Raw genomic sequence first — 26,562 nt, 5'->3', positions numbered from 1 at the left:
CGCGCGGGGGCGCGGCGGCCTCAGGGGCCCTCCGCGGGCCGTCCGGCGACCCCGGGGCGGCGCTGCCAGGGGTGCGGGCCACCGGGCGGCCGGTACTCGACCCCGAGGGCGTCCAGGCGCGGGTAGTGGCCGGCCATCCGGCGCTCGAACCCGGCCCAGTCCCGCTCGTCCGGGTCGCGCGGCAGGTCGGACCAGGCGACCTCGGCGAACGCGGCGAGCCGCGGGAAGGCCCGGTAGTCGACGTCGCGGGCGTTCGTCATGAACTCGGTCCACAGGTTGGCCTGGGTGCCGATCACCCGGGCGGCCGCGGCGCCGTCCAGCTCCGGCGGCACGGGCTCGAAGCGGTAGACGTCCTCCAGGGTGCGGACGTACCCGACCGGGATCGGCTCGTCCCCGCCCGGGGCCTGCCGGTGGTCGAGGTAGACGTGCTGCTCCGGGCACATCACCACGTCGTGGCCGGCCCGGGCGGCGGCGATGCCGCCCTCGTAGCCGCGCCAGGAGGAGACGGCGGCGCCCGGTGCGAGGCCGCCCTCCAGGATCTCGTCCCAGCCGATCAGGCGGCGGCCGCGGTCGGCCAGCCAGCGGTCGAAGTGGCGGATGAACCAGCTCTGCAGCCCGTCCTCGCCGTCGACGCCGAGTTCGGCGATCCGGGCCTGCGCGGCGGGGCTGGCCCGCCACTGGTCCTTGGGGCACTCGTCGCCGCCGAGGTGGACGAACTCGGACGGGAAGACCTCCAGGACCTCCTCCAGCACCTCCTCGAAGAACCGCAGGGTGCCGTCGGTGACGTTCAGCACGTTGGGGTTGATCCCCCAGTCCGTCCAGACGCCGAGCGCCGAGGTGTCCACCGCGTCGGTGTTGCCGAGCTCGGGGTACGCGGCGATCGCCGCCTGGGAGTGTCCGGGCAGGTCGATCTCCGGGACGACGGTGATGTGCCGGTCGGCGGCGTACGCGACGATCTCGCGCAGGTCGTCCTGGGTGTAGTGGCCGCCGTGCGGGCGGTCGTCGCGGCGGTCCGCGGAGCGGTAGCCGACCATGGACCGCTCCCGCCAGGAGCCGACCGCGGTGAGTCGCGGGTGGCGCCGGATCTCGATCCGCCAGCCCTGGTCGTCGGTGAGGTGCAGGTGCAGGACGTTCAGCTTGTGCGCCGCCATCAGGTCGAGGAAGCGCAGGACGTCGGCCTTGGGCAGGAAGTGCCGGGCGACGTCCAGCAGCACGCCGCGCCAGCCGAAGCGGGGCGCGTCCTCGATCCGCACCGAGGGCAGCACCCAGTCGGCGCCGGGCAGCGGGGCGCGGCGGTAGATCCGCGGGTCGAACAGCTGGCGCAGCGTCTGCGCGGCGTGGGACAGGCCGGGGCCGGCGCCGCCGCGCAGCACGGCGCCGTACTCGTGCACCGCCAGCGCGTACGCCTCGGGACCGCCCGCGGCCAGCAGCTCCGGGTCCGTCCGCAGGGTGATCGTCTGCCGCAGCAGGCGGCCCTGCTCCTCGGTGCACGCGTCGAGGGCGAAGCCGGTCGCGGCGGAGAGCTCGGCGCGCAGCCGGCGGGCGACGGCCTGCGCCGCCGGGTCGTCGGCGGCGATCCTGGTCCCGGGGTGCAGCCGGAAGCTCCAGGGGCCGGGCGCCCCGTCGTCGGCCTTCAGGTGCCGGGGGGCGGGGATGAGGTCCATGCGGGCCATCCTGCCCCGTCGCCCGGCAGTGGTACAGACCACTGCCGGACCGACTCGGTGCTACTTGTCGTCGCCGCCGCCGTCGCCGCCCTGGCCGAGACCGTCGAAGATCTCCTTGCACATCGGGCAGACCGGGTACTTCTTCGGGTCGCGGCCCGGGACCCAGACCTTGCCGCACAGCGCCACCACGGGGGACCCGGAGAGGGCGCTCTCCATGATCTTGTCCTTCTGGACGTAGTGCGCGAAGCGCTCGTGGTCGCCGTCCCCGTGGGACACCTGGGGAACGGGCTCGACCAGGGTGCCGGTGCCGAGTCCGCGCTCGGGCTCAAGAGTGCTCATGGATGCCAAGTCTATGGGCGCCGCTCCGAAGCGGGCCAGTAGCGCACCGGACGACCGGCCGCGGCCGCCGGGCTCAGTTCATGGTGGGGTCGTCCGGGTAGGTGGCGAGCATCGCCAGCGGGCCGCGCTGGCGGCGCAGCACCGACCGCCAGAGCCGTTCGGGCTCGGGGCTGGAGACGTCGCCGGGCTCGCAGTCGACCAGGTACCAGGCGCCCTCGGCGATCTCCGCCTCCAGCTGCCCGGGCGACCAGCCGGAGTAGCCGGCGAAGACCCGCATCGCGCCGAGCTCCCCGGCCAGCACCTCGGGCGGCGCCTCCAGGTCGACCAGGCCGATCGCGCCGTGCACCCGCCGCCAGCCGATCGGCTCGCCGTGGCCGGGCTCGCCGGGCACCACCGCGAGGGCGAGCGCCGAGTCCAGCGCCACCGGGCCGCCCTGGAAGACGACCGCGGGCTGGCCGGTCAGGTCGGCCCAGCCGTCCAGGACGGTCGACACCTCCACCGGGGTCGGCCGGTTCAGCACCACCCCGAGGGCCCCCTGGTCGTCGTGGTCGAGCAGCAGCACCACCGCTCGCGCGAAGTTCGGGTCGGTGAGCACGGGCGTCGCGACGAGCAGTCGGCCGGTGTGGGAGGGGGCCGCGGTCATGCCCACATGATCCCGCAGGACGGCCCGGGAGGGGCGCCCCAACACGAAACCTCCTCGCCCCGTCCCCGCAGGCCCGCCGGGTCGCACCCGCACCACCCGGACGGCCCTGCCCACCGGGCGCCGGGGGGCCTCCGCAGCCCCCGCGGAGCATGATCACCAAAGGGGCACACGGGAACCAATCGCCCACCCTCTACCATCTATGGATGGTGGAAGGGCTTTCGCCGACGGTGGAAGGACCTTCCACTCGCGTCTCCCCCTGCCCCGCAGCCGTAAGAACCCCCTGCGCACCCCGGATTGCGAGAACGATGACCGACGACCTCCTGCTGGTCCACGGCGGTAACCCGCTCGAAGGCGAGATCCAGATCCGCGGTGCCAAGAACCTGGTGCCCAAGGCCATGGTCGCCGCACTGCTCGGCCAGGGCCCCAGCCGGCTGCGCAACGTGCCGGACATCCGCGACGTCAAGGTCGTGCGGGGCCTCCTGCAGCTGCACGGCGTGACCGTCCGCACCGGCGACGAGGACGGCGAGCTGATCCTCGACCCCTCGCACGTCGAGAGCGCCAACGTGGCGGACATCGACGCGCACGCCGGCTCCTCGCGCATCCCGATCCTGTTCTGCGGCCCGCTGCTGCACCGGCTCGGCCACGCGTTCATCCCGGGCCTGGGCGGCTGCGACATCGGCGGCCGGCCGGTCGACTTCCACTTCGAGGTGCTGCGCCAGTTCGGCGCCACCATCGAGAAGCACCCGCAGGGCACCTACCTGGTCGCCCCGCAGCGCCTGCACGGCACCAAGATCGAGCTGCCCTACCCGTCGGTCGGCGCGACCGAGCAGGTGCTGCTGACGGCGGTGCTCGCCGAGGGCGTCACCGAGCTGCGCAACGCGGCCGTCGAGCCGGAGATCGTCGACCTCATCTGCGTGCTGCAGAAGATGGGCGCGATCATCTCGATGGGCACCGACCGCACCATCCTGATCACCGGTGTGGACGAGCTGGGCGGCTACAACCACAAGGCGCTGCCGGACCGTCTGGAGGCGGCGTCCTGGGCGTGCGCCGCGCTGGCCACCAAGGGCGACATCTACGTCCGCGGCGCCCGCCAGATCGAGATGATGACCTTCCTGAACACCTTCCGGAAGGTCGGCGGCGCCTTCGAGGTCGACGACGAGGGCATCCGCTTCTGGCACCCGGGCGGCGAGCTCAAGGCGATCGCCCTGGAGACCGACGTGCACCCCGGCTTCCAGACCGACTGGCAGCAGCCGCTGGTCGTCGCGCTGACCCAGGCCAACGGCCTGTCCATCGTCCACGAGACGGTGTACGAGTCGCGGCTCGGCTTCACCGGCGCGCTGAACCAGATGGGCGCGCACATCCAGCTCTACCGCGAGTGCCTCGGCGGCACCCCCTGCCGCTTCGGCGCCCGCAACTTCCGGCACTCCGCGGTGGTCTCCGGCCCGTCCAAGCTGATCGGCTCCGAGCTGGTCATCCCGGACCTGCGCGGCGGCTTCTCGTACCTGATCGCGGCGCTGGCGGCCGAGGGCACCTCGACCGTGCACGGCATCGACCTGATCAACCGCGGCTACGAGAACTTCATGTCCAAGCTGCGGGACCTCGGCGCGCACGTCGAGCTGCCCGCCGAGCAGCCCGTGACCGTCTGACGGGCCCGCACGGGCACCTGAACGCCGATGGCCGGCCTCCCCGAGGGGAGGCCGGCCATCGCGTCGTCCGGGCTGCTGCCGGGGCTCAGGCGCCCTTGGCGGCTTCCTTCAGCTTGGAACCGGCGCTGACCTTGGCGCTGTAGCCGGCCGGGATCTGGATCGGGTCACCGGTCTGCGGGTTGCGGGCGGTGCGCGCGGCGCGGTGGGTCCGCTCGAAGGTCAGGAAGCCGGGGATGGTGACCTTCTCGTCACCCTTGGCGACGACCTCGCCGACGACCTCGGCGAAGGCGGCCAGCACGGCGTCGGCGTCCTTGCGGGTCACCTCGGCGCGCTCGGCCAGCGCGGCCACCAGCTCACTGCGGTTCATGTGTACTCCTGTGGTCTGTTGCTTGCGGTGTGCGGGGGCCCCATCGGTCGCCCCCTCCGGGGGAACCCGGATGGGCCGCTGGTCCGCACACTGGTGCTCGTTCAGGCGAGGGGTGGTCAGGGGCCGGGCTCCGGCCCCGAAGCGCCGCAAACCGCCCGCCCGGGTACGAATCCTGCCCCGACCGGCACTGAGAAAGCCAATCGGCCACCGGCGGTGTTGACCCGAACAGATCCCGCCCGGCGGAGGTGTGACGCTCCGTCGGCCCCGGAGGGCCGGACCGGGCGGCGGTCGGGACGACACGCCGGAAAGCCGGGAGGGACGTTCCGTACTTGTCGGACACGCCACCCCCGTGCAGGGCTACCGTACGCCCTGGCACCGACAAGCCCAAACACGCCCCTTCCCCTTGTGTCGCAAGGGGAAGGGCCGATCCGGCGCCCGGCGCGTCGTTCGCACACCTGAGCGATCAAGAACGACACTCCGGTCAGATGCCGACGACCGGGAAGGAGGAGGTGTCGAGGGTGCCCACGATGCCCGCGGTCGGGCGCACCGGAACGGGCTCCTGGCCCTCCCGCGAGGCCAGCGCGACCTCGCGCACGGCCGCCGCCACGGTCTTCGCGACGTCCGGGTGGAAGACGCTCGGGATGATGTAGTTGGCGTTGAGCTGGTCGTCCGCGACCGTGGTGGCCAGCGCCCGGGCCGCGGCGATCATCATCGCGGTGTCGACCGTCCGGCTCTGCGCGTCCAGCAGGCCGCGGAAGACGCCCGGGAAGACCAGCACGTTGTTGATCTGGTTCGGGAAGTCGCTGCGGCCGGTGGCGACCACCGCGGCGGTCTGCCGGGCCACCGCCGGGTCGACCTCCGGGTCCGGGTTGGCCAGCGCGAAGACGACCGCGTCCTCCGCCATGGTGGCCAGGTCGTCGCCGTCCAGCACGTTCGGGGCCGAGACGCCGATGAACACGTCGGCGCCGGCCACCGCCTCCTTGAGGCTGCCGGTGCGGCCGGAGCGGTTGGTGTGCTCGGCGATCCAGCGCAGGCTGTCGTTGAGGTCCTCGCGGCCGCTGTGGACGACGCCGTGCACGTCGGCCACGGTGGCGTGCTCCACGCCGGCGGCCAGCAGCAGCTTGAGGATCGCGGTGCCCGCGGCGCCGGCACCCGACATCACCACCCGGATGTCGGCGATGTCCTTGCCGACCACCTTGAGCGCGTTGGTCAGCGCCGCGAGGACGACGATGGCGGTGCCGTGCTGGTCGTCGTGGAAGACCGGGATGTCCAGGGCCTCGCGCAGCCGGGCCTCGATCTCGAAGCAGCGCGGCGCGGAGATGTCCTCCAGGTTGATGCCGGCGAAGCCGGGGGCGATCGCCTTCACGATCGCGACGATCTCGTCGGCGTCCTGGGTGTCCAGGCAGATCGGCCAGGCGTCGATGCCCGCGAAGCGCTTGAAGAGGGCCGCCTTGCCCTCCATGACCGGCAGCGCGGCCTTCGGGCCGATGTTGCCCAGGCCCAGCACCGCGGAGCCGTCGGTGACCACCGCGACGCTGTTGCGCTTGATGGTGAGGCGGCGGGCGTCCTCGGGGTTCTCGGCGATCGCCATGCAGACCCGGGCGACGCCCGGGGTGTAGATCATCGAGAGGTCGTCGCGGTTGCGGATCGGCAGCTTCGAGGACATCTCGATCTTGCCGCCGAGGTGCATCAGGAAGGTGCGGTCCGAGACCTTGCCGATGCTGACGCCGTCGATCGTCCGCAGCTTCTCGACGATCTCCTCGCCGTGGGCCACCGACGACGCGGCGACGGTCACGTCGATGCGCAGCGACTCCAGGCCGGAGGCGGTGACGTCGAGACCGGTGACCGAACCCCCGGAGGACTCGACGGCCGTGGTGATCGCGCTGACGGCGTTGCCCCGGGCCGGGACCTCCAGCCGCACCGTGATCGAGTTGGAGACACTGGGCACCGTCGCCATCGACGTCCTTCTTCCGTCCGCTCTTGAGGGTCTTTCCGGTCTCGATCGTCGCACTTACCGGTCGGTAGCCAGAAATAAAGTTCATTGAGTGTGCAGAACCCACAAACGGCACGGGCCGCCGCACTGGGCCGGTCGTGTGCTCCGCCGAAAATCTCCCGCCGCGGCCTTGGCGTCCCGAGCCGATGCGTTACATTGGACGGGACACCGGCTCGATCCAAGCCCCCGGGCCCAACCTTCGTCGCTTCGAGCGACCACTTGCCGCGAGGCGAGCATGGCGGGTCGGTGTCATTGACGTGAGAAGGCCCCCACCTCCGGGTGGGGGCCTTCGTCGTACCGCGGCGCCGGCACACCGCCGTACGGCGGTGCGCCGGCCGTGCGGGCGGCCCGGCCGGCGCCCGCGTCAGCCGTGCAGCAGGGCGGGCACGCCGTCCGCGTCCGGCAGGTCGTCCGGGCCGGAGAGCACCGTGAGCCGCTGGGTGGCCCGGGTGAGCGCCACGTACAGCACCCGCAGGCCCGCCTCCGACTCCCCCGCGATGCCGGTCGGGTCGGCGACCACCGTCGCGTCGTACTCCAGCCCCTTGGCCTCCAGGCTGCCCAGCGCCACCACGCGGTCGCCCAGGCCCTCCGCCCAGCCGGCCGCCTCCGCCCGGCGGTCCATCGGCACGACCACCGCCACGGTGCCGTCCACCTCGCCCAGCAGCCGCTCCAGCTCGACCCGGGCGGCCCGGCCGAAGGCCTCCGCCCCGGCCTCCCGGACGGCCGCGAACCGCGGCACGACGCCCGTCGACCGCACCGCGCTCGGCGAGGGCGTGCCCGGCGCCGCCAGCGCCAGCACCTTCGCCGCCACCTCGGCGATCTCGGCGGGGTTCCGGTAGTTCACGGTCAGCGTGTGACGGCGGCGCGGCTTGCCGGCGAGCACCTCGTCCATCGCGGACTGCGCCTCCTGCGGGAACGGCCAGGAGGACTGCGCCGGGTCGCCGACGATCGTCCAGGTCGCCATCCGCGCCCGGCGGCCGATCATCCGCCACTGCATCGGGGTGAGGTCCTGCGCCTCGTCCACGATCACGTGCGCGTACTCGGTGCGCTCCACCGGGACGCGCTCGCGCCGGCCGTAGGAGCGCTCCGCGTACGTGGTGAGCTCGTCCAGCCCGGACAGCATGTCGACGGCGTCCACCTCGCGCACCTTCGGCCGGGCCGGCTCGCCGAGCAGCACCTGCAGCTCGTCCACCAGCGCCACGTCGTGCGCCGACAGGGCGCCCCCGCCGCGGGCGTCCAGGTGCCGCCAGGAAGCGGCCAGCAGCCGGGCCTCCTCCGGGGTCACCGCACGCCGGGCGATCCGGTTGGTGTGCCGCGGGTGGCGCAGGGTCGCCAGCACCCGGCGCGGGGTCACCGGCGCCCACCAGGCGTCCAGGAAGTCCAGGAACGCCGACTCGTCCGAGACGTACTCGTCGAAGGCCTCCCGCTCGTCCTGGCGCTGCTCCCGCTCCGAGTGGGTGGTCGGCTTCGGCAGGTGCCGGGTGAGGTCCTGCCACAGGGCGTCCAGCAGCAGCCGGCGGGCCCTCGGGCGCAGCAGGTTCAGCGGGGTGCCGCCACCGCCGACGACGGTCGCGCGCAGCGCCTTCAGCCGGCCGGCGTCCAGCCGCAGCGACTCACCGCGGGCGAAGACCCGCAGCTCGGTCGGCGCATTCAGCTCCAGGGCCGCCCGGGCCGCCCGGCGCAGCAGCTGGACCATCCGGCCCGACCCCTTGATCCGGGCCGTCTCCGGGGTGTCGTAGCGCTCCGCCTCGATGCCGTCGACCAGGCTGCCGACCGCCCGGATCGCCACCTGCCCCTCCTCGCCCAGCGAGGGCAGCACGCCCTCGGTGTACGAGACCAGCAGCGGGGTGGGGCTGACCACCAGGATGCCGCCCGCGTACCGGCGGCGGTCCTGGTAGAGCAGGAACGCGGCCCGGTGCAGGGCGACCGCGGTCTTGCCGGTGCCCGGACCGCCCGTCACCAGGGTGGCGCCGGCCGCTGCCGCCCGGATGACCTCGTCCTGCTCCTTCTGGATCGAGGAGACGATGTCGCGCATGGTGTGGCTGCGGGCCCGGCCCAGCGAGGCCATCAGTGCGCCGTCGCCGACCACCGCCAGCTCCCGGCCGTCCAGGGTGGGGGTCAGGTCGGGGCGCAGCAGGTCGTCCTCGACGCCGATCACCTTGCGGCCGCGGGAACGGATCACCCGGCGGCGGATCACCCGGCCCGGCTCCAGCGGGGTCGACCGGTAGAACGGCGCCGCGGCCGGCGCCCGCCAGTCGATCACCAGCGGGCCGTACTCGGCGTCGAGCACGCCGAGGCGGCCGACGTGCAGGGTCTCCGCGACGGCCGGGTCGGCCGGGTCCATCGGGGTCTGCGAGGGGATGCCGTGCTCCTCGGGCGCGTCCGCCTGCTGGAGGTCGATCCGGCCGAACAGGAAGTCCTCGAACTCGCTGTTCAGCCGCTGCAGGTGCGCACCGGCCCGGTAGACCTGGGCGTCGCGCTCGGCGAGCGCGCCGGGGGTGCCGACCTGCACGCGTTTGGCGGCGTCCTCGAGGATGTACTCGGCCTCGGCGAGCTTCTCCTCCAGACGCCGGTAGACGGTGTCGAGGTGGCTCTGCTCCTCGGCGATCTCGCGGTCGCGGACGGAGTCGGTGGTCTCTGGTGTGGTGTGCATGGGCCTCGGGGGGTACGGCGCGGGCGGGAGCGGCGGACGGAAGATCCTACTCCTTGCCGCCCCCGCCAGGTCGCCGGGACCACCCAGGTGCACCACGACGGGGACGCGGGGAACCTGCACGGACCGAAGCGAGCCAAAACAGGGGCGCGGGGAACTGCGCAGTCCGGGGCCGGGCATCCCGACGGAACAGGGCCCGCCCCTGATCCGTACGGTGACCCGCTCCCACACTGCGCGGTTCCCCGCGCCCCTGATCTCGACTCCCCCGATCGGCAGGCTTGCCCCCGAGCTAGTCCTCGTCGCCGTACTTGGTGTCCGGGGCCGGGACGGGGTCGACGGCGAGGCGGTAGCCGCGTTTGACGACGGTGGCGATCAGGCGGGGCGTGCCGAGGGCGGCCCGCAGCCGCGCCATCGCCGTCTCCACCGCGTGCTCGTCGTCCCCGCTGCCCGGCAGCGCCCGCAGCAGTTCGCTCCGCGGCACCACCCACCCCGGCCGCCTCGCGAGCGTCCGCAGCAGGGCCATTCCGGCGGGCGGCACCGGCCGCAGGTCGCCGTCGACGAGGGCGGCCTGGCCGCGCAGTTCGAGGGTGTGTCCGGCGACGGCGAGCCGGCGGGCCCGGTCGGGGAGCCGGGCGGTGAGGGTCTGCACCATGGCCCCGAGCCGCATCCGTTCGGGCCAGACGGTGGCGATGTCGAGTTCTTCGAGCGGGGCGGCGGTGACCGGTCCGACGCAGACCGGCAGGACGTCGCGCCGCAGCGCGTGCAGCAGCTCGGCGGTCTGGCCGCGTTCGGCGGCGCGGTCGAGGAGGCCGAGGGCGGCGGGGGCGGAGGTGAAGGTGACGGCGTCGAGGGAGCCGCTGCAGGTGGCGTCGAGGAGCCGGTCGACGGGTCCGAGGTCGAGCGGCGGCAGCCAGCGGTAGACGGGGACCTCGACGACCTCGGCGCCGGCGGTCGTGAGCGAGTCGACGAAGTCGCGCAGCGGGGCGCCGTGCAGCTGGACGGCGATCCGGCGGCCGTCGACGCCCTGGTCGAGGAGCCGTTCGAGCACCTCGACGGAGGACTCCGACTCGGCGGACCAGGCTTCGCGCAGTCCGGCGGCGCGGATGGCGCCCTTGGCCTTCGGGCCGCGGGCCAGCATCTCGGCCTTGGCGAGACTGCCGACGAGGTCGTCGAACAGGTCCCAGCCCTCGGCGGCCTCGATCCAGCCGCGGAAGCCGATGCCGGTGGTGGCGACGGCGATGTCCGGCGGGTCGGCGATCAGGGCGCGGGTGGCGGCGAGGAGTTCGGTGTCGTCCGCGAGCGGGACGATCCGCAGGGCGGGTGCGCGCAGCACGGTGGCACCGCGGCGCTGGAGGAGGGCGGCGAGCTCGTCGGCGCGGCGGGCGGCGGTGATGCCGATGGTGTAGCCGGCCAGCGGCGGGGCGGTGTCCTGCGACGGTACGAGGGCGGCGGTCGCGACGGCGGTGCGGTCGGCCATGGGCTGACGTCCTTCGTGGAGCGCCCCGGGGCCGTCGGCGTGCCTCGGGGGCGTGCCGCTCGCTGCGGTCCCTGCGGGGCCGTGGCGGGCGGCGGGTGGGTGGGTGGACCGTCATCGTCCCGTGCCGGGGTGTCACCGCCGGGTCGGTCCGATTTCCGGCTTGTTTCGCAGGTGAGGGCCGGTCCGCGGGTGCGGACCGGCCCTCGGTGGCGATCAGACCCGGGCGAGTGCCGGGGCCTGGGCGCCGGTGGGGGCGGCGGCCGGGCGGCGCAGGTAGACCGCCCAGGTGAGGGCGAAGCAGACGGCGTAGGCGGCGAGGAAGGAGACGAAGGCGGGGGTACCGCTCTTGGTGGTGAGGAAGGACTGGCGGAAGGCGAGGTTGATGAACAGGCCGCCGAGGGCGCCGACCGCGCCGATCACGCCGATCGCGGCGCCGGACATCCGGCGGGACCAGGCGGCCGCGTCCGCGGGGGTGTCGCCGGCGGCGATCCGGTCCTGGGCCTTGGCCTCGAAGATGCCGGGGATCATCTTGTAGGTGGAGCCGTTGCCGATGCCGGCGAAGACGAAGAGCGCGATGAAGCCGACGAGGAAGACCGGCAGCGACTTGATCGAGGAGGCGTAGGTCACCACCGAGGCGGCGGCGGCCATCGCGACGAAGTTCCAGAAGGTGATCCGGGAGCCGCCCCAGCGGTCGGCCAGCCAGCCGCCGACCGGGCGGATGACCGAGCCGAGCAGCGGGCCGATGAAGGTGAGCTGGGCGGCCTGCAGCGGGGTCCGGCCGAACTGGTTCTGCAGGACGAGGCCGAAGGCGAAGGAGAAGCCGATGAAGGAGCCGAAGGTGCCGATGTAGAGCACCGACATCAGCCAGGTGTGCCTCTCCTTGAGGATGGCCTTGAAGGTGCCGGTGTCGTTGCTGAGCTGGGCCAGGTTGTCCATGAACAGGGCCGAGCAGAGCGCCGCGACGGCGATCAGCGGGATGTAGATGCCGAGCACCAGGCGGGGCGAGGTGGCGCCGGCCCAGGTGATCACGGCGAGCGCGACCAGCTGGATGACGGGGACGCCGATGTTGCCGCCGCCCGCGTTGAGGCCGAGCGCCCAGCCCTTCTTCCGGAGCGGGAAGAAGGCGTTGATGTTGGTCATGGAGGAGGCGAAGTTGCCGCCGCCGACACCGGTGAGGGCCGCGACCACCATGAAGGTGGTGTAGGAGGTGCCGGGGTGCATCACGTACGCCGCGGCGATGCTCGGGACGAGGAGCAGCAGCGCGGAGACGATCGTCCAGTTCCGGCCGCCGAACCGGGCGACGGCGAAGGTGTAGGGGATCCGGACGAAGGAGCCGACCAGGGTGGGCATGGCCACCAGGAAGAATTTGCCGGCCGGGTCGATGCCGTAGCCCTTGCCCATGAAGAGGACCATGACGGACCACAGGCTCCAGATCGAGAAGCCGATGTGCTCGGAGAACACCGAGAAGATCAGGTTCCGGTTGGCGACCTTGCGGCCGGTGCGCTCCCAGAATTCGGTGTCCTCGGGCCGCCATTCCTGGATCCAGCGGCCGCCTGTTCTGCGCTGGGCTGTGTCGCTCATCGGTCTCCCCTTGCGTGCCGGTGCCTGCCCTGCCCGTGCTGTCATCGATGACGCTAGGAGCCCATGGTTTCGGGATCGTTGTGGTCTGTGAAGCCTGCGGAACCGTCCTCTCACCCGCCGCCGGCCGCCGGTGTGAGGGTCCGGAGACACACGAAGGCCGCCCTCCGGGAGTGGAGGACGGCCTGGGTGCACATGGGATGGTGGAGATGCCGGGAATCGAACCCGGGTCCGATGGAGTGGATTCAGGACTTCTCCGAGCGCAGTCCGCTGTGCTTTTCTCGGCCCCGGCAGTCACGCGGACAAGCCGCCGACGGGCCCAGCTACTGTTTGGCTTCCCTCCCGCCCCCGTAGCCGGGGCGGTTGGTTGAGTTCCCTAGATTATGCCAGGGTCCGGGTCGGGAACTCCCCGGTCTGACACCCTATTCGCTCGCTGATCAGGCAGCGAGAGCGAACTGCGGGGTATCGCGCTTGGTGTTGGCGATTATTTTTTTGCGACACGTGGTTAACGAGATCATTGCCGCGTTCCTCGGCTCGCTTCTCCTGTTTCGACTACCACCGTCGAAACCGATCATCCCCATGTTGATTTGACAAACAGCTCCGGTGGGCGGGGCCCTCCGGCGGTGCGATTGCCATGGTACGCGGTCGGCCCCCGGAGGGTCCAGCGCATTACCGGGCGGCGGGGCGGGCCCCTCCGACGGGCCGGGCCGGAGACCGGGCCGGGGTCAGACCGCGCGCTGCTTGCGGCGGGCCGCGGCGATCGCGCGGTCCGACTCACGCCGGTCCTGCTGCTCGCGCAGCGTCTGGCGCTTGTCGTACAGCTTCTTGCCGACCGCCAGGGCGATCTCCAGCTTGACCCGGCCGTCCTTGAAGTACAGGGAGAGCGGGACGAGCGTGTGGCCCGTCTCCTTCACCTTCGACTCCAGCTTGCGGATCTCCAGCTTGTGCAGCAGGAGCTTGCGCTTGCGCTTCGCCGAGTGGTTCGTCCAGGTGCCCTGGGTGTACTCCGGGATGAACAGGTTGTCGACCCAGGCCTCGTGCCCCTGGATGTAGGCGTACCCGTCGACGATGTTCGCCCGGCCCTCGCGGAGGGACTTCACCTCGGTACCGGTCAGCACCATGCCGCACTCGTAGGTGTCGAGGATGGTGTACTCGTGCCGCGCCCGCTTGTTCTGCGCGATGACCTTGTTGCCCTTTTCCTTTGCCATAGCGCCGACATTCTCGCACCTCGGCGACGTCGGGGGCAGTCCTTTTGCGCGCGGGTGGCGGGCGTGCCGGGCCGGCGGGCCGCCGGAGGTCCGATGCGGGGCCGGTGCGGGCCGAGGCGCGCCGCTGCGGGGCCGTGGCGGCCCGGCGGATCAGCGGCGCGCGCCCAGGCCCGCGAGGACGTGCAGGGCGAGGTCGGCGGCGCCCTCCGGGGCGGCCGAGACGTCGGGCTGCAGGCCGGTGCCGTCGGGCGAGCGGCCCTCCGGGGTGTAGTAGCGGCCCACGGTGAGCTCCACCACGCCGCCGTCCGCCAGCCGGCTGGGCTGCTGCACGGTGCCCTTGCCGAAGGTCCTGGCGCCCACCAGGACGGCCCGGCAGCGGTCCTGCAGGGCGCCGGCGAGCAGTTCGGCGGCGCTCATCGTCCCGCCGTCCACCAGCACCACCAGCGGGGTGGCGGTGTCCCCGCCGGAGGCGGCCGTCAGCTCGCGCCGCACCCCGCGGGACTCGTAGGAGGCGACCGGCCCGCCGTCCAGGAAGACCGAGGCGGTGCCGACCGCCTCGTCGACCAGGCCGCCGGAGCTGCCGCGCAGGTCCAGCACGACCGCCCGGGCCCCCTGGGCCGCGATCCGGACCTGTTCGGCCACGCCGCTGGTGAAGGCCCGCACGGTGATCCGCGTCACGCCGTCGGGCAGCCGCTCGACACCGACCTCCTGGGCGGCCAGTAAGGCCCGCCCCAGCACGACCTCGCGCGGGGCGGCCGAGCCGCGCGAGACGGTGAGCGCCACCGTGCGGTCGGTCGGGGCACCGGCGCTGCCGCGCAGCCGGGCCACCACCTCCGTCACCGGCAGGCCGTCGGCCCGGGCGCCGTCGACCGCGACCAGCCGGTCCCCGGCCGCGATGCCGGCCCGGGCGGCCGGGCCGCCGGGCTGCACGGCGGAGACGGCGGTCGAGCCGTCCCTGCTGCGGTCCACCGAGAGCCCCACGCCGAGGTAGCGGCCGCGGACCAGGTCCGCGTACTGGTCCGGGCTCAGGTAGGCGGCCCAGCGGTCGCCGCTCGCGTCGACCAGGGCCTCGGCCTGCTGCGGGCTGAGGTCGGCTCCGGTGACGTCCCGTCCGGCGGCGAGCCGTGCGGCGGCGTCCATCGAGGGCGGCAGCGGCACCGTCAGCGGCTCGCCCCAGGCGCCGCTCGCGGCACCCGCCATCAGGACGACGCCGAACACCAGGGTGAGCGCGGCTCCCTGGCGTACCCGACGGTGGCTTCCCGGCATGCGACGGAGTCTAGGCGGCACGGCCCCGCCGGGGCGACGGAACGCCCGGGACCTCGCAGGTCAGACCTTGAGGTACTTGCGCAGGGTGAAGAAGGCCGCGATGCCGGCCATCGCCATGCCGACCACGACCAGCAGCGGAATCACCGTCAGGACCGAGGACAGGCCGATGAACTGGATGAACAGCACCCGCTTCGCCAGCCAGTGCTGGACGAAGAAGTGGCCGAGCAGCAGCAGGCCGGAGGCCATCACCGCGCCGAGCAGGGCGGAGAACGCGGCCTCCGCGATGAACGGCATCTGCACGTAGAAGTTCGAGGCACCGACGAGGCGCATGATGCCGGTCTCGCGCCGTCGGCTGAAGGCCGACACCCGGACGGTGTTGACGATCAGCAGCAGCGCCACGAAGAGCATCAGCACCATGATGACGAAGGCGGCGGTCTGCAGACCGTTCAGCAGGCCGAAGAGGTTCTCCAGGATCCGGCGCTGGTCGTCCACCGACTTCACGCCGGGCTTGCCGGCGAAGGCGCTCTGGATGACGTCGTACTTGGTCGGGTCGCTGAGCTTGACCCGCCACGACTGCGGCATCGCCTCCGGACCGACCGCCGCGAGCAGCGGGTTGTCCGGGTTCGACTCCTTCCAGTGCTTGTACGCCTCGGGGGCGGTCTCCAGGGTGGCCTTCTGCACCAGCGGGGTCATCTTGTCGAGCTGCGCCTTGACCGCGGTCACCTGGTCGTCGGTGGCCGCACCGCTGGCGCACTGCGCCGAGGCCGCCATGTCGAACTTGGTGCAGAACGAGATGCTGACCTCGACCTTGTCGTACCAGTAGCCCTTCATCGAGTTGACCTGGTCGCGGACCAGGAGGCTGCCACCGGCAAGGGCGAGGGACAGCGCGACACTGACGATGACCGCGATGGTCATCGTCAGGTTGCGGCGGAGGCCGATGCCGATCTCCGAGAGGACGAACCGGATACGCATGCTTCTCTCAATCCAGGGTCGGTGCAGGCTGGGCGGTCAGGCGTGACGACGGGTGGCGGCTAGTTCTGGTAGCCGTACACGCCGCGGGCCTGGTCGCGGACCAGCAGCCCCTTGTCGAGTTCGATCACGCGCTTGCGCATCTGGTCGACGATGGCCTGGTCGTGCGTGGCCATCAGCACCGTGGTGCCGGTGCGGTTGATCCGGTCGAGGAGCTTCATGATGCCGACCGAGTTCTGCGGGTCGAGGTTTCCCGTGGGCTCGTCCGCGATCAGCAGCATCGGGCGGTTGACGAAGGCCCGGGCGATCGCCACGCGCTGCTGCTCACCACCGGAGAGCTCGCCGGGCATGCGGTCCTCCTTGCCGCCGAGGCCGACCAGGTCGAGCACCTCGGGCACCACCTTGGCGATGGCGCTGCGCGGCTTGCCGATGACCTCCAGGGCGAAGCCGACGTTCTGCGCGACCGTCTTGTTCGGCAGCAGGCGGAAGTCCTGGAAGATCGTGCCCAGCTGGCGGCGCATGTGCGGCACCTTCCAGTTGGACAGCTTGCCGAGGTCCTTGCCCATCACGTGCACGGCCCCGGTGCTGGGGCGCTCCTCGCGCAGGCAGAGCCGGAGGAAGGTCGACTTCCCCGAGCCGGACGAGCCGACCAGGAAGACGAACTCGCCCTTCTCGATCTCCAGCGAGACGTTGTCCAGGGCAGGACGGTTCTGCTTGGGATAGGTCTTGGAGACGTTGTCGAATCTGATCACGGCTGCATCACGGAGGCCATCCTAGGTGGGCCCGTCCGCGCCCCGGACCGGGAGCGGCGGTCGAAGCGGCATCCTCCCCGACCGCTCCAGGTCTGGGACCATACGCGAACCACGGCCCGACCCGCAGTCCCGGGTCGGGTACCGACCGATGATTCGTCGGGGATTGTTCCCGTCTGTCCGGAATTGGAAGGTGGGATTTGTGCGCGCTATCTCACAATCACACCGGAGAACGCCCCCTCTGCGGGGGCCGAGCGCCCGCGAACCTGGCACAGTGGAGAGACGGACGGAACCATCGGCCCGTCCGGTGCGTTTGCAGTGACAGCAAGGAGGAGATCGCATGACCTGCGACCATCTGGTGTGCGCCAACTGCAACGGCCGCGTGAGCGAGGGCCGGTGCCCGGTGTGCCGCGCCAACCGGGCCCGCATGCAGGAGCAGCAGGGCCCGTTCGCCGCACTGACCCCGGCGACCCTGCTGGCCCTGATCGCGGCACTGTTCGCGGTGGCCCTCATCGCCCGGCAGGCGCTGGCCTGAGACCAGGAACGCCCGAAGGCCCCCGGAGCCGAGCTCCGGGGGCCTTCGTCGTAGATCTGGGATCAGCCGGCGGTCTCCCGCTGCCTGCGCCGGCGGATGCCGGCCTCGATGCCGTGCCGAACGTTCACCTCGCCCGGCGTCCGCACCCGATCAGCTGGCGGTCTCCCGCTGCTTGCGCCAGCGGATGCCGGCCTCGATGAAGCCGTCGATGTCGCCGTCCAGGACGGCCTGCGGGTTGCCGACCTCGTGCTCGGTGCGCAGGTCCTTGACCATCTGGTACGGGTGCAGGACGTAGGAACGCATCTGGTTGCCCCAGGAGCTGCCGCTGTCCTTGAGGGCGTCCATCGCGGCCTTCTCCTCCTGGCGGCGCCGCTCCAGCAGCTTGGCCTGGAGGACGTTCATCGCCGAGGCCTTGTTCTGGATCTGCGAGCGCTCGTTCTGGCAGGAGACCACGATGCCGGTCGGCAGGTGGGTGATGCGCACCGCGGAGTCGGTGGTGTTGACGCCCTGGCCGCCGGGGCCGGAGGCGCGGTACACGTCGATGCGCAGGTCGCCCTCGTCGATGTCGACGTGGTCGGACTGCTCGACGACCGGGAGGACCTCGACGCCGGCGAAGGAGGTCTGCCGGCGGCCCTGGTTGTCGAACGGGGAGATGCGCACCAGGCGGTGGGTGCCCTGCTCGACGGAGAGGGTGCCGTAGGCGTACGGCGCCTTGACGGTGAAGGTCGCGGACTTGATACCGGCCTCTTCGGCGTACGAGGTGTCGTAGACCTCGGTCGGGTAGCCGTGCCGCTCGGCCCAGCGCAGGTACATGCGCATCAGCTGCTCGGCGAAGTCGGCGGCGTCGACGCCGCCCGCCTCGGCACGGATGTTGACCAGGGCCTCGCGGGCGTCGTACTCGCCCGACAGGAGGGTGCGGACCTCGAGCTCCTCGACGGCCTTCTTGACCGACTCCAGCTCGACCTCGGCCTCGACGCGGGTGTCCGCGTCGTCCTCGGCCTCGGCCAGCTCGAACAGGACGCCCAGGTCGTCGACCCGGCCGCGCAGGGTCTCGAACTTGCGCAGTTCGCCCTGGAGGAACGAGAGCCGGCTGGTGACCTTCTGCGCGTTGGCGACGTCGTCCCAGAGGGTCGGGGCGGCTGCATCCTCCTCCAGGGTCGCGATGTCGGCCCGGATCTTGTCCAGGTCGAGGACGGCCTCGATCGACCCCATGGTCGTCTCGAGGTTCTTGAGCTCTTCGGAAGGATCGACGGCTGCCACGCCTCAAGCGTAATGGTTCGCGGAGACCGTTCGGCTACACCGGGGGTCCGAGGGGCGCCGCGGGCCCTCCCGCGGCGGCGTGGGCGGGCCCGGCGGCGGGCGGTTCGGCGGCGAAGGCGCTGTACGCGGCGGCCGCGCCGGCCAGCAGCAGCACGGTGGCGATCAGCACGGCGAGCATCCGGCGGCGGCGCACCAGCCGGCGGCGCCGGTGGCTGGTGACCGGGGCGGCGGAGCGCTGCGCGCGGGACTCGGCGGCGTAGGAGGCGAGCTCCTGCGGGGAGGGCCGGCGCAGGCTGGTGTGGGTGTCGCGGGTGGAGTCCGGCGAGGGGGCGGGGACGAGCGGCACGGCCGGGCCGCGCCGGCGGCGGTGGGTGCCCGTCCCGGCGTCGACCTCGGCGTACACCGCCTCGCCGGGGGTCGGCACGTCCTCGACCGGGCCGCGCTGGGCGGGGACGGCGAGCGGCGGCAGCCCGGCGAGGACCGGCAGCTGCTCGCGCAGCCGGGAGGCCAGCTCGGCGGCGCGCAGCCGGGAGGCGGGGGCCTTGGCCAGGCACTCGGAGATGATCCGCCACAGGCCGTCCGGCATGCCGGGGACGGGCGGGACGCTCTCGGTGACGTGGCGGCGCAGCACGGCGCCGGTGTGGCCGCCGCCGAAGGGCGTGAAGCCGGCCAGCAGCTCGTAGAGCACGGTGGCGAGGGCGTAGATGTCGACGGCGGCGCGCGGTTCCAGGCCCTCGATGATCTCGGGGGCGAGGTAGTCGGGGGTACCGATGATCCGGGTGGCCCGGGTGCGGCGGGGGGCGTCGACGAGGCGGGCGATGCCGAAGTCGGTGAGCTTGGCCCGGGGGGCGCCGCCGGGTCCGGGCGGGGCGGCGAGGTCGAGCAGCACGTTCTCGGGCTTGACGTCGCGGTGGACGATGCCGGCGGCGTGCGCGGCGGCCAGGCCGTCGGCGACGTCGGCGATCACCGAGGCGGCGGCGAGCGGGGGGAGCACGCCCTCGCGCTCCAGCCGGGTGCGCAGGTCGGTGCCCTGGACGAGGTCCATGACCAGGGCGAGGTCGCTGCCGTCCACGACCATGTCGTGCACGCCGACCACCCGGGGGTGGTCGAGGCTGGTGAGGGCGGCGCGCTCCTGGACGAAGCGGCCGACCAGGACCTGGTCGGAGGCCAGGTCCTCGCGCAGCAACTTGACGGCCACCGGGCCGTCCGGGCCCTCGCCGAGCCAGACGGTGCCGGCGGAACCCCGGCCGATCACCTGGTGGACGGTGTAGCGGCTGCCGATCTTGCGTGCCAATGCTGCTCCGTGGGCTCGGTAGGTCGGTGCTCGACGACCAACCTACGCGCCCGGCGGCCCTCCGGGGGGCGCCGGAGGGCCGTCGGGGACGGTCGTTTCACGGAAAGTTCGTGAATTGTCGACAAAGTGCCAAAATCGCCGCCCTGACGGACCGTCGGCTGCTCACCGACCGCCGTTCAACCCGCTGATCCAGTCGCTCGCGCTGGCGAACCAGCTCTTGACGTTCTCCCAGTACACTGGCAGGTCGGTGAAGTTCCACAGCGCCACCGCGGCGATCGCCAGGATCAGCAGCACCATCAGGCAGCCCTTGAGGCAGCCGAGGCCCGGGATGTACATCCGGTTGCGGCTGCGCGGCCGCGGCTCCCGGCGCGGGGCCGGCTCGCGGCGGGGCGCCGGGGCCGGCTCGGGGCGCCGCTGCGGGGCGGGCTCCTGCCGGCGCTGCGGGGCCGGCGCGGGCGGCTGCGGCGGCGGGTAGGCCTGCGGGGTCGGCGCGGCCTGGGCGGCCTGCGGCTGGGCCTGCGGGGGCTGGCGGTAGCCCTGCGGGGGCTGCGGCGGGTTCTGCCGGGCCTGGTACGGCTGCGGGGCCACCGGCGGGCGCTGCGAGTAGCCGCCCGACCCGCGGCCGCTCTGGGGCGGCTGCGGCGGCCGGCCCTGCGGTGCCTGGTACGGCGGCGGGGCCTGGTAGGGCTGGGGCGCCTGGTACGGCGGCTGGGCCTGGTACGGCTGCGGGGCGACCTGCGGGCGGTCCAGCTCCTCCGGGTCGAAGTAGCCGATCTGGGTCTGCTGGTTGCGGTCGCGGGCGGCGCGCAGCTGGGTCTGCCACGGGTGCGGCGCCTCCGGCTCGGCGGCGGGCGCGCCCGGGGGCACCGGCGGCATCACCCGGGTCCGGTCGCCGGAGGCGGCCGGCTGCGGGGCCATCACCTGCGTGCGGTCCTCGGCGCCCGGGGCGGCGGCGACCACCTGGGTCGCGGCGCCCGGGTCGAACCCGCGGGAGGGCAGCACCTGGGTGGCGTCGGCGGAACCGGCCGACAGCGGGTTCACCGCGGTCGGCGTCGCGGCGGCCAGCGCCGGGTCGGTCACCAGCAGGTCGCCGACGGCCAGCGCGGCCTCGACCGCGGCGGGCGAGGAGTGCACGCCGATCCCGGCCGCGACCACCCGCAGCGCCTCGGCCAGCGCGACCGAGGTCGGCCGCTCGGCCGGGCTCTTGCGCAGGCAACGCTCGATCACCGTCCACAGCGGCTCGGGCAGCGAGCGCGGGCGCTCCGGCTCCTGGGCGAGGTGGGCCTGCAGCACCGCGATCGGGCCGTCGCCCTGGAACGGCGGACGGCCGGTGACCAGCTCGTACAGCATGATGCCGGCGCCGTACACGTCGACCGCGGCGGTCTGCGGGCGGCCCTCGGCGGACTCCGGGGCGACGTACGCCGGGGTGCCGACGAACTCGTGGGTGCGGGTGATGCCCGGGGAGTCGGCGAGCCGGGCGATGCCGAAGTCGGTGAGCATCGGGTGCATCTGCTCGGAGCCGTCCGGGCCGGCCGTGGTCGCCAGCAGCACGTTGGCCGGCTTCAGGTCGCGGTGGACGACGCCGTCGGCGTGGCTGACCGCCAGCGCGTCGGCGACCTGCGCCATCAGCAGGGCGCCGGCGATCGGGCTGAGCGGGCCGTTGGAGCGCAGGTAGCGGAAGAGGTCCGGCCCCTCGACGAGGTCCATCACCAGGGCGAGCAGCTCGCCCTCCACCACCAGGTCGCGGACCCGGACGATGTTGGGGTGGGTGAGCCGCAGCAGCACCGAGCGCTCCCGCAGGAAGCGCATCACCACGTCGGGGTCGGTGGCCAGCTCCTCGCGCAGCACCTTGACGGCGACCGCGCGGCCCGGCTCCAGGCCCGGAACGGCGGCGTCGTCGCGGACCCGGCCGCGGAAGACCGTACCGGTGGCCCCTCGCCCGAGGCTCTCCTCGATCAGATACTTGCTGCCGACCGGCCGCACCTGTGACTCCTGTGGTCGCTCGTCCTCGCTGCCCGGAGGTCGGACAGGTGGCCACGATTCCGCGGTTTTCGCAAACTCTAACGGTGCCCGGGCGGCTTGCCGAGGCGAGCGCACCGCGAGCTGCGCGGAAGTCTCGGGGGTGCCCCCTAGGGGACGCCCGGGCTGACGTGCCGTCGGTCCGGCCCCGGCGATGATCGCAAGATCGTCAAATCCGGTACCGTGCCCGGACTGTCGCTCCAGGGTGGCAGGATGGCAGGCACCACACGTGTGCAGAAGGGACCCGGGCGAGATGCAGATCCGGCTCACCGTCCTCCGACCGCGCAGCGGCCCGGCCGGCGCCGGATCGTCCACGGACGTGCTGGTCACGGCACCCTCCGGCACGGCGCTCGGCGCAGTCGCCGGCGCGCTCGCGGGCGCGGCGGGCGTGCGCGGCCCGCGGTCCGCCACGCACGTGCAGCTGTACGCCGGGGCGGAACGGGTGGACGACCAGGCGCTGCTCGGCCGACCGCCGCTGATCGACGGCGCGGTCCTCTCGCTCGGCGAACCGGACCCGGACACCGGGCCCGACGAGCTGCCCGCCGCCGCCGAACTACGGGTCGTCGGCGGCCCCGACGCGGGCGGCGTGCACCGGCTGCACGGCGAGGAGATCAGCGTCGGCCGCTCCAGCGAGGCCGACGTGCCGCTCGACGACCCGGACGTCTCCCGGCTGCACCTCGCCCTCCACCTCGCCGACGGCACGGTCACCGTCCGCGACCTCGACTCCACCAACGGCACCCTGCTCGACGGCCGCTGGCTGCGCGGCGACTCCTCGGAGCTGCCCGACGGCGGACTGCTGCGGCTCGGCGAGTCGACCCTGCAGATCGCCCGCACGGAGATCGGGGGGAATTCCGGGTCGCGGCCCGCCGTGCCGGACGGCGACGGCCACCTCCAGCTGCCCGACCGGCCCGGCGCCCGCACGGCCGCCGCCGTGCCCCCACCGCCCTCGCAGCCCCCGCAGGTCCCCGGCGGCCGCGCCCGCGGCCTGCTCTCGCTGCGCCGCTCCCGCACCGCGCCCCAGCAGCCCGCCCCCGAGGCCGCCGCCCAGCAGGTCCAGATCCGCACCCGGCAGGCCGCCGCGCAGCGCGAGCGCTGGCCCGACCCGGCCGCGCTGCTGCTCACCGCGCTCGGCCCCGGCCCGAGGCTGTGGGAACGCACCCCGACCCACCCCGACGCGCTCGCCGTCCGGCTCGGCACCGCCGACCGGCCGGGCGGTCCCGGCACCGCCCCGGGCACGCTGCTGCCCGCCGTCCCGGTCACCGCCGACCTGCAGACCGCGGGCATCGCCGTCCTCGCCGGGCCGCGCCCGCGGCTCACCGGGCTCGCCCGCGCCGTGCCCGCCCAGCTCGCCGTGCTGCACCCGCCGAGCGGCCTCGCCCTGGTGGTGGTCGCCGCCGACGAGCAGCGCGCCGCCGACTGGGACTGGACGATGTGGCTGCCCCACCTGCGACCCGGCCAGGGGCAGGACTGCCGGCTGCTGGTCGGCTTCGGCCCCGAGCAGGCCCAGGCCCGGCTCGCCGAGCTGGCCGCCGCCTCGGGCGGCCCGGAGGCCACCGTCCTGCTCGTCGACGGCGACCCGGGCACCCCGGAGGCCCGCGAGGGCCTCGACCTGCTGCTCCGCCAGGGCCCCGCCGTCGGCGTCTTCACGGTCTGCCTCGCGGAGTCCGAGGAGGAGCTGCCCTCCGGGATCGGCGCCCGCGCCGCGGTGACCGGCGAGGTCGCCACCCGGCTCACCGTCGACCTGCCCGCCGGCGGCGCCCGCGAGCGGATCGAGGACGTCGCCCTGGACGCCGTCCCGGCCGCCTGGGCCGAACGGCTCGCCCGCGCTCTCGCCCCGCTGCGGGAGGCCGCCCCGGCCGCCCGCGGACCGCTGCCGGACGCCCTGCGCCTGCTCGACCTGCTCCGGCTGGAGGCCGTCACCCCGGCCAAGCTCTCGGACCGCTGGGCCGGGCTGCCGGACGGCGCCGGCGCGGCCACCGCCCTGATCGGCACCGCCCGGGACGGCCTGTGCACCGTCGACCTCGCCGACACCGAGGCCGCCGACGGCCACGGCGCCGAGGGCGGCCCGCACCTGCTGATCGGCGGCGCGGCCGGCTCCGGCAAGACCGAGCTGCTGCGCACCCTGATCGCCTCGCTGGCCGTCGCCGAACGCCCGGAGCGGCTGGAGATCACCGTGGTGGAGTCCCGCTCCCCCGCCGACCGGGACCAGTCGGCCGGCCTGCGGGCCTGCACCGACCTGCCGCACGTCACCGCCCACCTGGACGCCGCCGCGGACCCGCGGCAGGCCCTGCTCACCGCCGAGGCCCTGCTGGACGAGCTGGCGCGCCGTGAGACCCTGCTCGGCGGGCGGGACTTCACCGCCTGGCACACCGCCCGGATACTCCGCAAGGCGCCCGCCCTGGTGACCGCCGGAGGTCTCACCGCGGCCGCCGCCGCGACGTCCCGGGTGGTCGAGCAGCGCACCGCGCCGGACGCGGCCGCCGCGCCGCGGGTACCCGCCCGGATGGTCGTGGTGGTCGACGACCTGGACGCGCTGTACGCGCCGACCTCGCCGGCCGGCCGGCCGCTCTCCCGGGCCCTGGCCGCGGTCGCCGAGCGCGGCGGCCGGCTCGGCGTGCACCTGGTCGCCGCCACCGGCGCGCCGGAGCGGACGGCGGGCACCGAGATCGACGAGGCCGCCCAGGTACGGATCGCGCTGCGCACCGACCACCCGGCCGAGTCCGACCAGCTGATCCACCTGCCGGACGCCGCGGCGCTGCCGGAGGAGACGCCGGGCCGCGGCTACCTGCGGCGCCCGGACGGCGGGGTGACGGCCTTCCAGACCGCGCGGGTCAGCGGCCGGATCCCGCGGACGTCCACGCTGCGGCCGACGGTCGTGGCGGTGGACCTGATGCAGCTCGGCCTGCCGCCGACCCGCCGCCCCGTCCGCGAACTCGGCAACGGCCCGACCGACCTCGCCCTGCTCGCCAGCGCCCTCCAGCGCGCCGCCGCCCAGGGCGGCCGCTCGACCGGGGTTCAGGCCTGGTGGCCGTTCACACCGGCGTGCCGCTGAGGCTCGGCGGGCGGCTTGAGGAGCGACCAGGGCACGGGGACCACCGGTCCCCGCCCGCCCGGCCGCTCGGCGGCGGGGGCGGCCGCGGGCGGCGCCCCGGAGTTCTCCCCCGCCACCCCCGGGCACCCCCGGCCCCCCCCCGCCCGGCCGCCCGGCGGCCGGGGCGGTCACGGGCGGCTCCGCGGGCACCACGGTGTCGGCCACCGGTCCCCCGGCGGGCGCGGCCTGCCCCCGAGCGGCCCGCTTCTCCGCGAGCTTCTGCGCGACGAGCCGCTCCAGGGCGTCGGAGTCGACCGTCGGCGCCTCGGCCGCAGGCTGCACCGGCGTCGACACGGGTGCCTCCGCGGCACGGCGCTCGGCGGCGGCCGGACGGACGCCCCCGCCGTCGGACGACACCGTCCGGCGTTCACCGAGCTTGCGCTCCCACAGCTCGTCGACGGCCTGCTGCTGGCGGGTCTCCTGCTCGTTGGCGTGCCGCCGGGTCTCCAGGTCGATCTCCATGCGGCGCCGCGCGGCGTGCGCCCGGATCTCGTGCAGCTCGGTCTTGAGCCGCTCGGACGCCGCCTCCTCGCGGACCCGCATCTCGTCCGTGTGGATCCGCTCCGCCGACACGGTCTCGTTCTCCACGAGACGGTCGTAGGCGGTCGCTCCGCTGAAGAACTTCACCAGGACCGGCATGCAGTCGATCAGGACGAAGAAGACCCGGACGAGCCAGCTCGCCGCGCCGATGAAGCCGCTCCGGCCGGCCAGTGCGAACAGCGCGTCGAACCGGTCGCCGAGGCCGACCGGGGCACCCGGCTGGTCCTCCTGCTTCAACCGCTCGTCGATCCGCCGGACGAGCAGGTTCTGGAAGTCCGACTCCGTCCCGGCCCGGCCCTTCGAGGCCTCGGTGATCGCACGGTCGAGCTCGGCGAGCTGCCGCTGCTGGTCCTCGACCGGGTGCGCGGCCACGAAGTTCCGCACGGCCTCCTGGTCGTACTGGCACGCCGGACCGTTCCCGGCCCGGCCGGTGAGGCCCCGGCCCTCGGTGCCGTTGCACTCCTCGTTGACCGTCTGCCGCAGCCCGGCGAGGGTCTTCTGGTCCTCGGCGATCCCCGTCCGCAGCTGTTCGGCCTGCGACCGCAGCTGGTCCAGCTTCCTGGAGACGGCACCGAGCTCCCCGGAGAGGCCGAGGTCCCGGTCGGCGCAGTCGGCGCCGGCGGGCTGCGACGCATCGGCGGCGCCCGGCGGACGGTTGCACGCCAGCAGCTCCTGGCGCAGGTGGTCCAGGTGTTGCTGCCGGTCCTGGGCCACCACGGACAGCACCGACGGCTCGAAGATCCGCAGCACGATCGGCTCCGCGATGAGGAAGCCGAAGAAGCAGGCGATGACGAGCCGGGGTGCCAGGACCGAGGCGCGGGTGCGCCAGCGGGAACCGCCGGAGCTCGACACCAGCCAGCGGTCCAGGCACAGCACGAACACGGCCCAGCCGAGTGCCGCGAGGACGAACCACGGCCGGACCCCGCCGATGATCTCCTCGAGCGCGAAGAACATCGAGAACCCGCCGATGGCCGCGGTGCACACCATGACGGCGCCCAGCGCGCTGTACCGGGCCCGCTCGGTGCGGACGCGGGCGAGCAGTTCCTCGTCCACGCCGGTCAGCACCCGCAGCCGGCGGCCGGCGGCCCCGGGGCCCGGATCAGTCGAAGAGGTCGTTCTCGTCGGGAGGATTCTCATCGTTCTCCTTCCTGGGCCGCGCGCCGGCGAGGGCGGAGACCTCCTGGCCGCCCCGGGTGATCCGCCGGTCGGGGGGGGGGGGGGGGCCGGCCGGGGGGGGGGGGGGGGGCAGGCGGGGGACCAGCCCCCGGGGGGGC

General features: G+C 73.9%; 18 protein-coding genes, 1 other RNA gene and 1 pseudogene. 3 read left to right on the top strand and 17 right to left on the bottom strand.

Annotation, left to right across the window (positions count from 1 at the left end):
- Window positions 1-20: 20 nt before the first annotated feature.
- The 3 genes from ABD353_RS11510 to ABD353_RS11500 form a co-directional block, all read right to left on the bottom strand.
- The gene (locus ABD353_RS11510; protein WP_344623421.1) at window positions 21-1,664 is read right to left on the bottom strand and encodes a beta-N-acetylhexosaminidase; all 1,644 of its coding nucleotides are present in this window, start codon (window positions 1,662-1,664) and stop codon (window positions 21-23) included.
- Between the two features lie 60 nt (window positions 1,665-1,724).
- The gene (locus tag ABD353_RS11505) at window positions 1,725-2,003 is read right to left on the bottom strand and encodes a DUF3039 domain-containing protein (RefSeq protein WP_344623420.1); all 279 of its coding nucleotides are present in this window, start codon (window positions 2,001-2,003) and stop codon (window positions 1,725-1,727) included.
- A 73-nt stretch (window positions 2,004-2,076) separates the two neighbouring features.
- Window positions 2,077-2,646 carry a YqgE/AlgH family protein gene (locus ABD353_RS11500; protein ID WP_344623419.1) on the bottom strand — a complete coding sequence of 190 codons (570 nt, stop codon included), beginning with the start codon at window positions 2,644-2,646 and terminating at the stop codon, window positions 2,077-2,079.
- A 305-nt stretch (window positions 2,647-2,951) separates the two neighbouring features.
- On the opposite strand from ABD353_RS11500, the gene murA reads away from it, so the two are divergent.
- Window positions 2,952-4,292 carry a UDP-N-acetylglucosamine 1-carboxyvinyltransferase gene (gene murA, locus ABD353_RS11495; protein WP_263105159.1) on the top strand — a complete coding sequence of 447 codons (1,341 nt, stop codon included), beginning with the start codon at window positions 2,952-2,954 and terminating at the stop codon, window positions 4,290-4,292.
- Between the two features lie 85 nt (window positions 4,293-4,377).
- Here murA and ABD353_RS11490 read toward each other — a convergent pair whose 3' ends face one another.
- The 10 genes from ABD353_RS11490 to ftsE all read right to left on the bottom strand — a co-directional run bounded on the left by ABD353_RS11490 (window position 4,378) and on the right by ftsE (window position 16,552).
- Window positions 4,378-4,659, bottom strand: a complete 282-nt coding sequence (locus tag ABD353_RS11490) for an HU family DNA-binding protein (RefSeq protein WP_030271959.1) — start codon at window positions 4,657-4,659, stop codon at window positions 4,378-4,380.
- 481 nt (window positions 4,660-5,140) lie between these two features.
- Window positions 5,141-6,616: an NAD-dependent malic enzyme gene (locus tag ABD353_RS11485; protein WP_344623418.1), complete on the bottom strand. Its 1,476-nt coding sequence runs from the start codon at window positions 6,614-6,616 to the stop codon at window positions 5,141-5,143.
- A 400-nt stretch (window positions 6,617-7,016) separates the two neighbouring features.
- The gene (locus ABD353_RS11480) at window positions 7,017-9,305 is read right to left on the bottom strand and encodes a HelD family protein (protein ID WP_344623417.1); all 2,289 of its coding nucleotides are present in this window, start codon (window positions 9,303-9,305) and stop codon (window positions 7,017-7,019) included.
- 286 nt (window positions 9,306-9,591) lie between these two features.
- Window positions 9,592-10,779 (bottom strand): uroporphyrinogen-III synthase, encoded by a 1,188-nt coding sequence (locus ABD353_RS11475; protein WP_344623416.1) that lies wholly within the window; start codon window positions 10,777-10,779, stop codon window positions 9,592-9,594.
- A gap of 213 nt (window positions 10,780-10,992) precedes the next feature.
- Window positions 10,993-12,360, bottom strand: coding sequence for a nitrate/nitrite transporter (locus tag ABD353_RS11470; RefSeq protein WP_344623415.1), 1,368 nt, complete (start codon window positions 12,358-12,360; stop codon window positions 10,993-10,995).
- 198 nt (window positions 12,361-12,558) lie between these two features.
- Window positions 12,559-12,936: a transfer-messenger RNA gene (gene ssrA / locus ABD353_RS11465) on the bottom strand.
- Between the two features lie 146 nt (window positions 12,937-13,082).
- Window positions 13,083-13,565, bottom strand: coding sequence for an SsrA-binding protein SmpB (smpB, locus tag ABD353_RS11460; protein ID WP_263105154.1), 483 nt, complete (start codon window positions 13,563-13,565; stop codon window positions 13,083-13,085).
- A 150-nt stretch (window positions 13,566-13,715) separates the two neighbouring features.
- A complete protein-coding gene (locus tag ABD353_RS11455) occupies window positions 13,716-14,831 on the bottom strand; it encodes a S41 family peptidase (RefSeq protein WP_344623414.1) in 1,116 nt (371 codons plus the stop codon).
- Window positions 14,832-14,891: 60 nt separating this feature from the next.
- Window positions 14,892-15,803 carry a permease-like cell division protein FtsX gene (gene ftsX / locus ABD353_RS11450; protein ID WP_344623413.1) on the bottom strand — a complete coding sequence of 304 codons (912 nt, stop codon included), beginning with the start codon at window positions 15,801-15,803 and terminating at the stop codon, window positions 14,892-14,894.
- A 59-nt stretch (window positions 15,804-15,862) separates the two neighbouring features.
- On the bottom strand, window positions 15,863-16,552 hold the full coding sequence (gene ftsE, locus ABD353_RS11445; RefSeq protein WP_344623412.1) for a cell division ATP-binding protein FtsE: 690 nt from the start codon (window positions 16,550-16,552) through the stop codon (window positions 15,863-15,865).
- A gap of 337 nt (window positions 16,553-16,889) precedes the next feature.
- Here ftsE and ABD353_RS11440 point away from each other — a divergent pair, with 337 nt between their 5' ends.
- Window positions 16,890-17,084 (top strand): hypothetical protein, encoded by a 195-nt coding sequence (locus ABD353_RS11440; RefSeq protein ID WP_263105151.1) that lies wholly within the window; start codon window positions 16,890-16,892, stop codon window positions 17,082-17,084.
- A gap of 150 nt (window positions 17,085-17,234) precedes the next feature.
- Here ABD353_RS11440 and prfB read toward each other — a convergent pair whose 3' ends face one another.
- From prfB to ABD353_RS11425, 3 genes are all read right to left on the bottom strand, one after another.
- Complete coding sequence (prfB, locus tag ABD353_RS11435) at window positions 17,235-18,344, bottom strand: peptide chain release factor 2 (protein ID WP_344623411.1); 1,110 nt, start codon at window positions 18,342-18,344, stop codon at window positions 17,235-17,237.
- A 34-nt stretch (window positions 18,345-18,378) separates the two neighbouring features.
- Window positions 18,379-19,638 carry a serine/threonine-protein kinase gene (locus tag ABD353_RS11430; protein ID WP_344623410.1) on the bottom strand — a complete coding sequence of 420 codons (1,260 nt, stop codon included), beginning with the start codon at window positions 19,636-19,638 and terminating at the stop codon, window positions 18,379-18,381.
- A 162-nt stretch (window positions 19,639-19,800) separates the two neighbouring features.
- The gene (locus ABD353_RS11425; protein ID WP_344623409.1) at window positions 19,801-21,621 is read right to left on the bottom strand and encodes a serine/threonine-protein kinase; all 1,821 of its coding nucleotides are present in this window, start codon (window positions 21,619-21,621) and stop codon (window positions 19,801-19,803) included.
- Between the two features lie 289 nt (window positions 21,622-21,910).
- Between ABD353_RS11425 and ABD353_RS11420 the strand changes: the two genes are divergently transcribed.
- On the top strand, window positions 21,911-24,709 hold the full coding sequence (locus tag ABD353_RS11420) for an FHA domain-containing protein (protein ID WP_344623408.1): 2,799 nt from the start codon (window positions 21,911-21,913) through the stop codon (window positions 24,707-24,709).
- A 675-nt stretch (window positions 24,710-25,384) separates the two neighbouring features.
- Here the strand turns inward: ABD353_RS11420 and ABD353_RS40380 are convergent.
- Window positions 25,385-26,275, bottom strand: a pseudogene (locus ABD353_RS40380) (DUF4407 domain-containing protein); the annotation flags it as partial.
- Between the last annotated feature and the right edge of the window lie 287 nt (window positions 26,276-26,562).

This window comes from Kitasatospora arboriphila, assembly GCF_039528095.1.
In the GTDB taxonomy this organism is placed as follows: Bacteria; Actinomycetota; Actinomycetes; order Streptomycetales; family Streptomycetaceae; genus Kitasatospora; species Kitasatospora arboriphila.
Note: the sequence above shows the minus strand (reverse complement) of the source record. Positions and strands in the feature narration are given on the sequence as shown.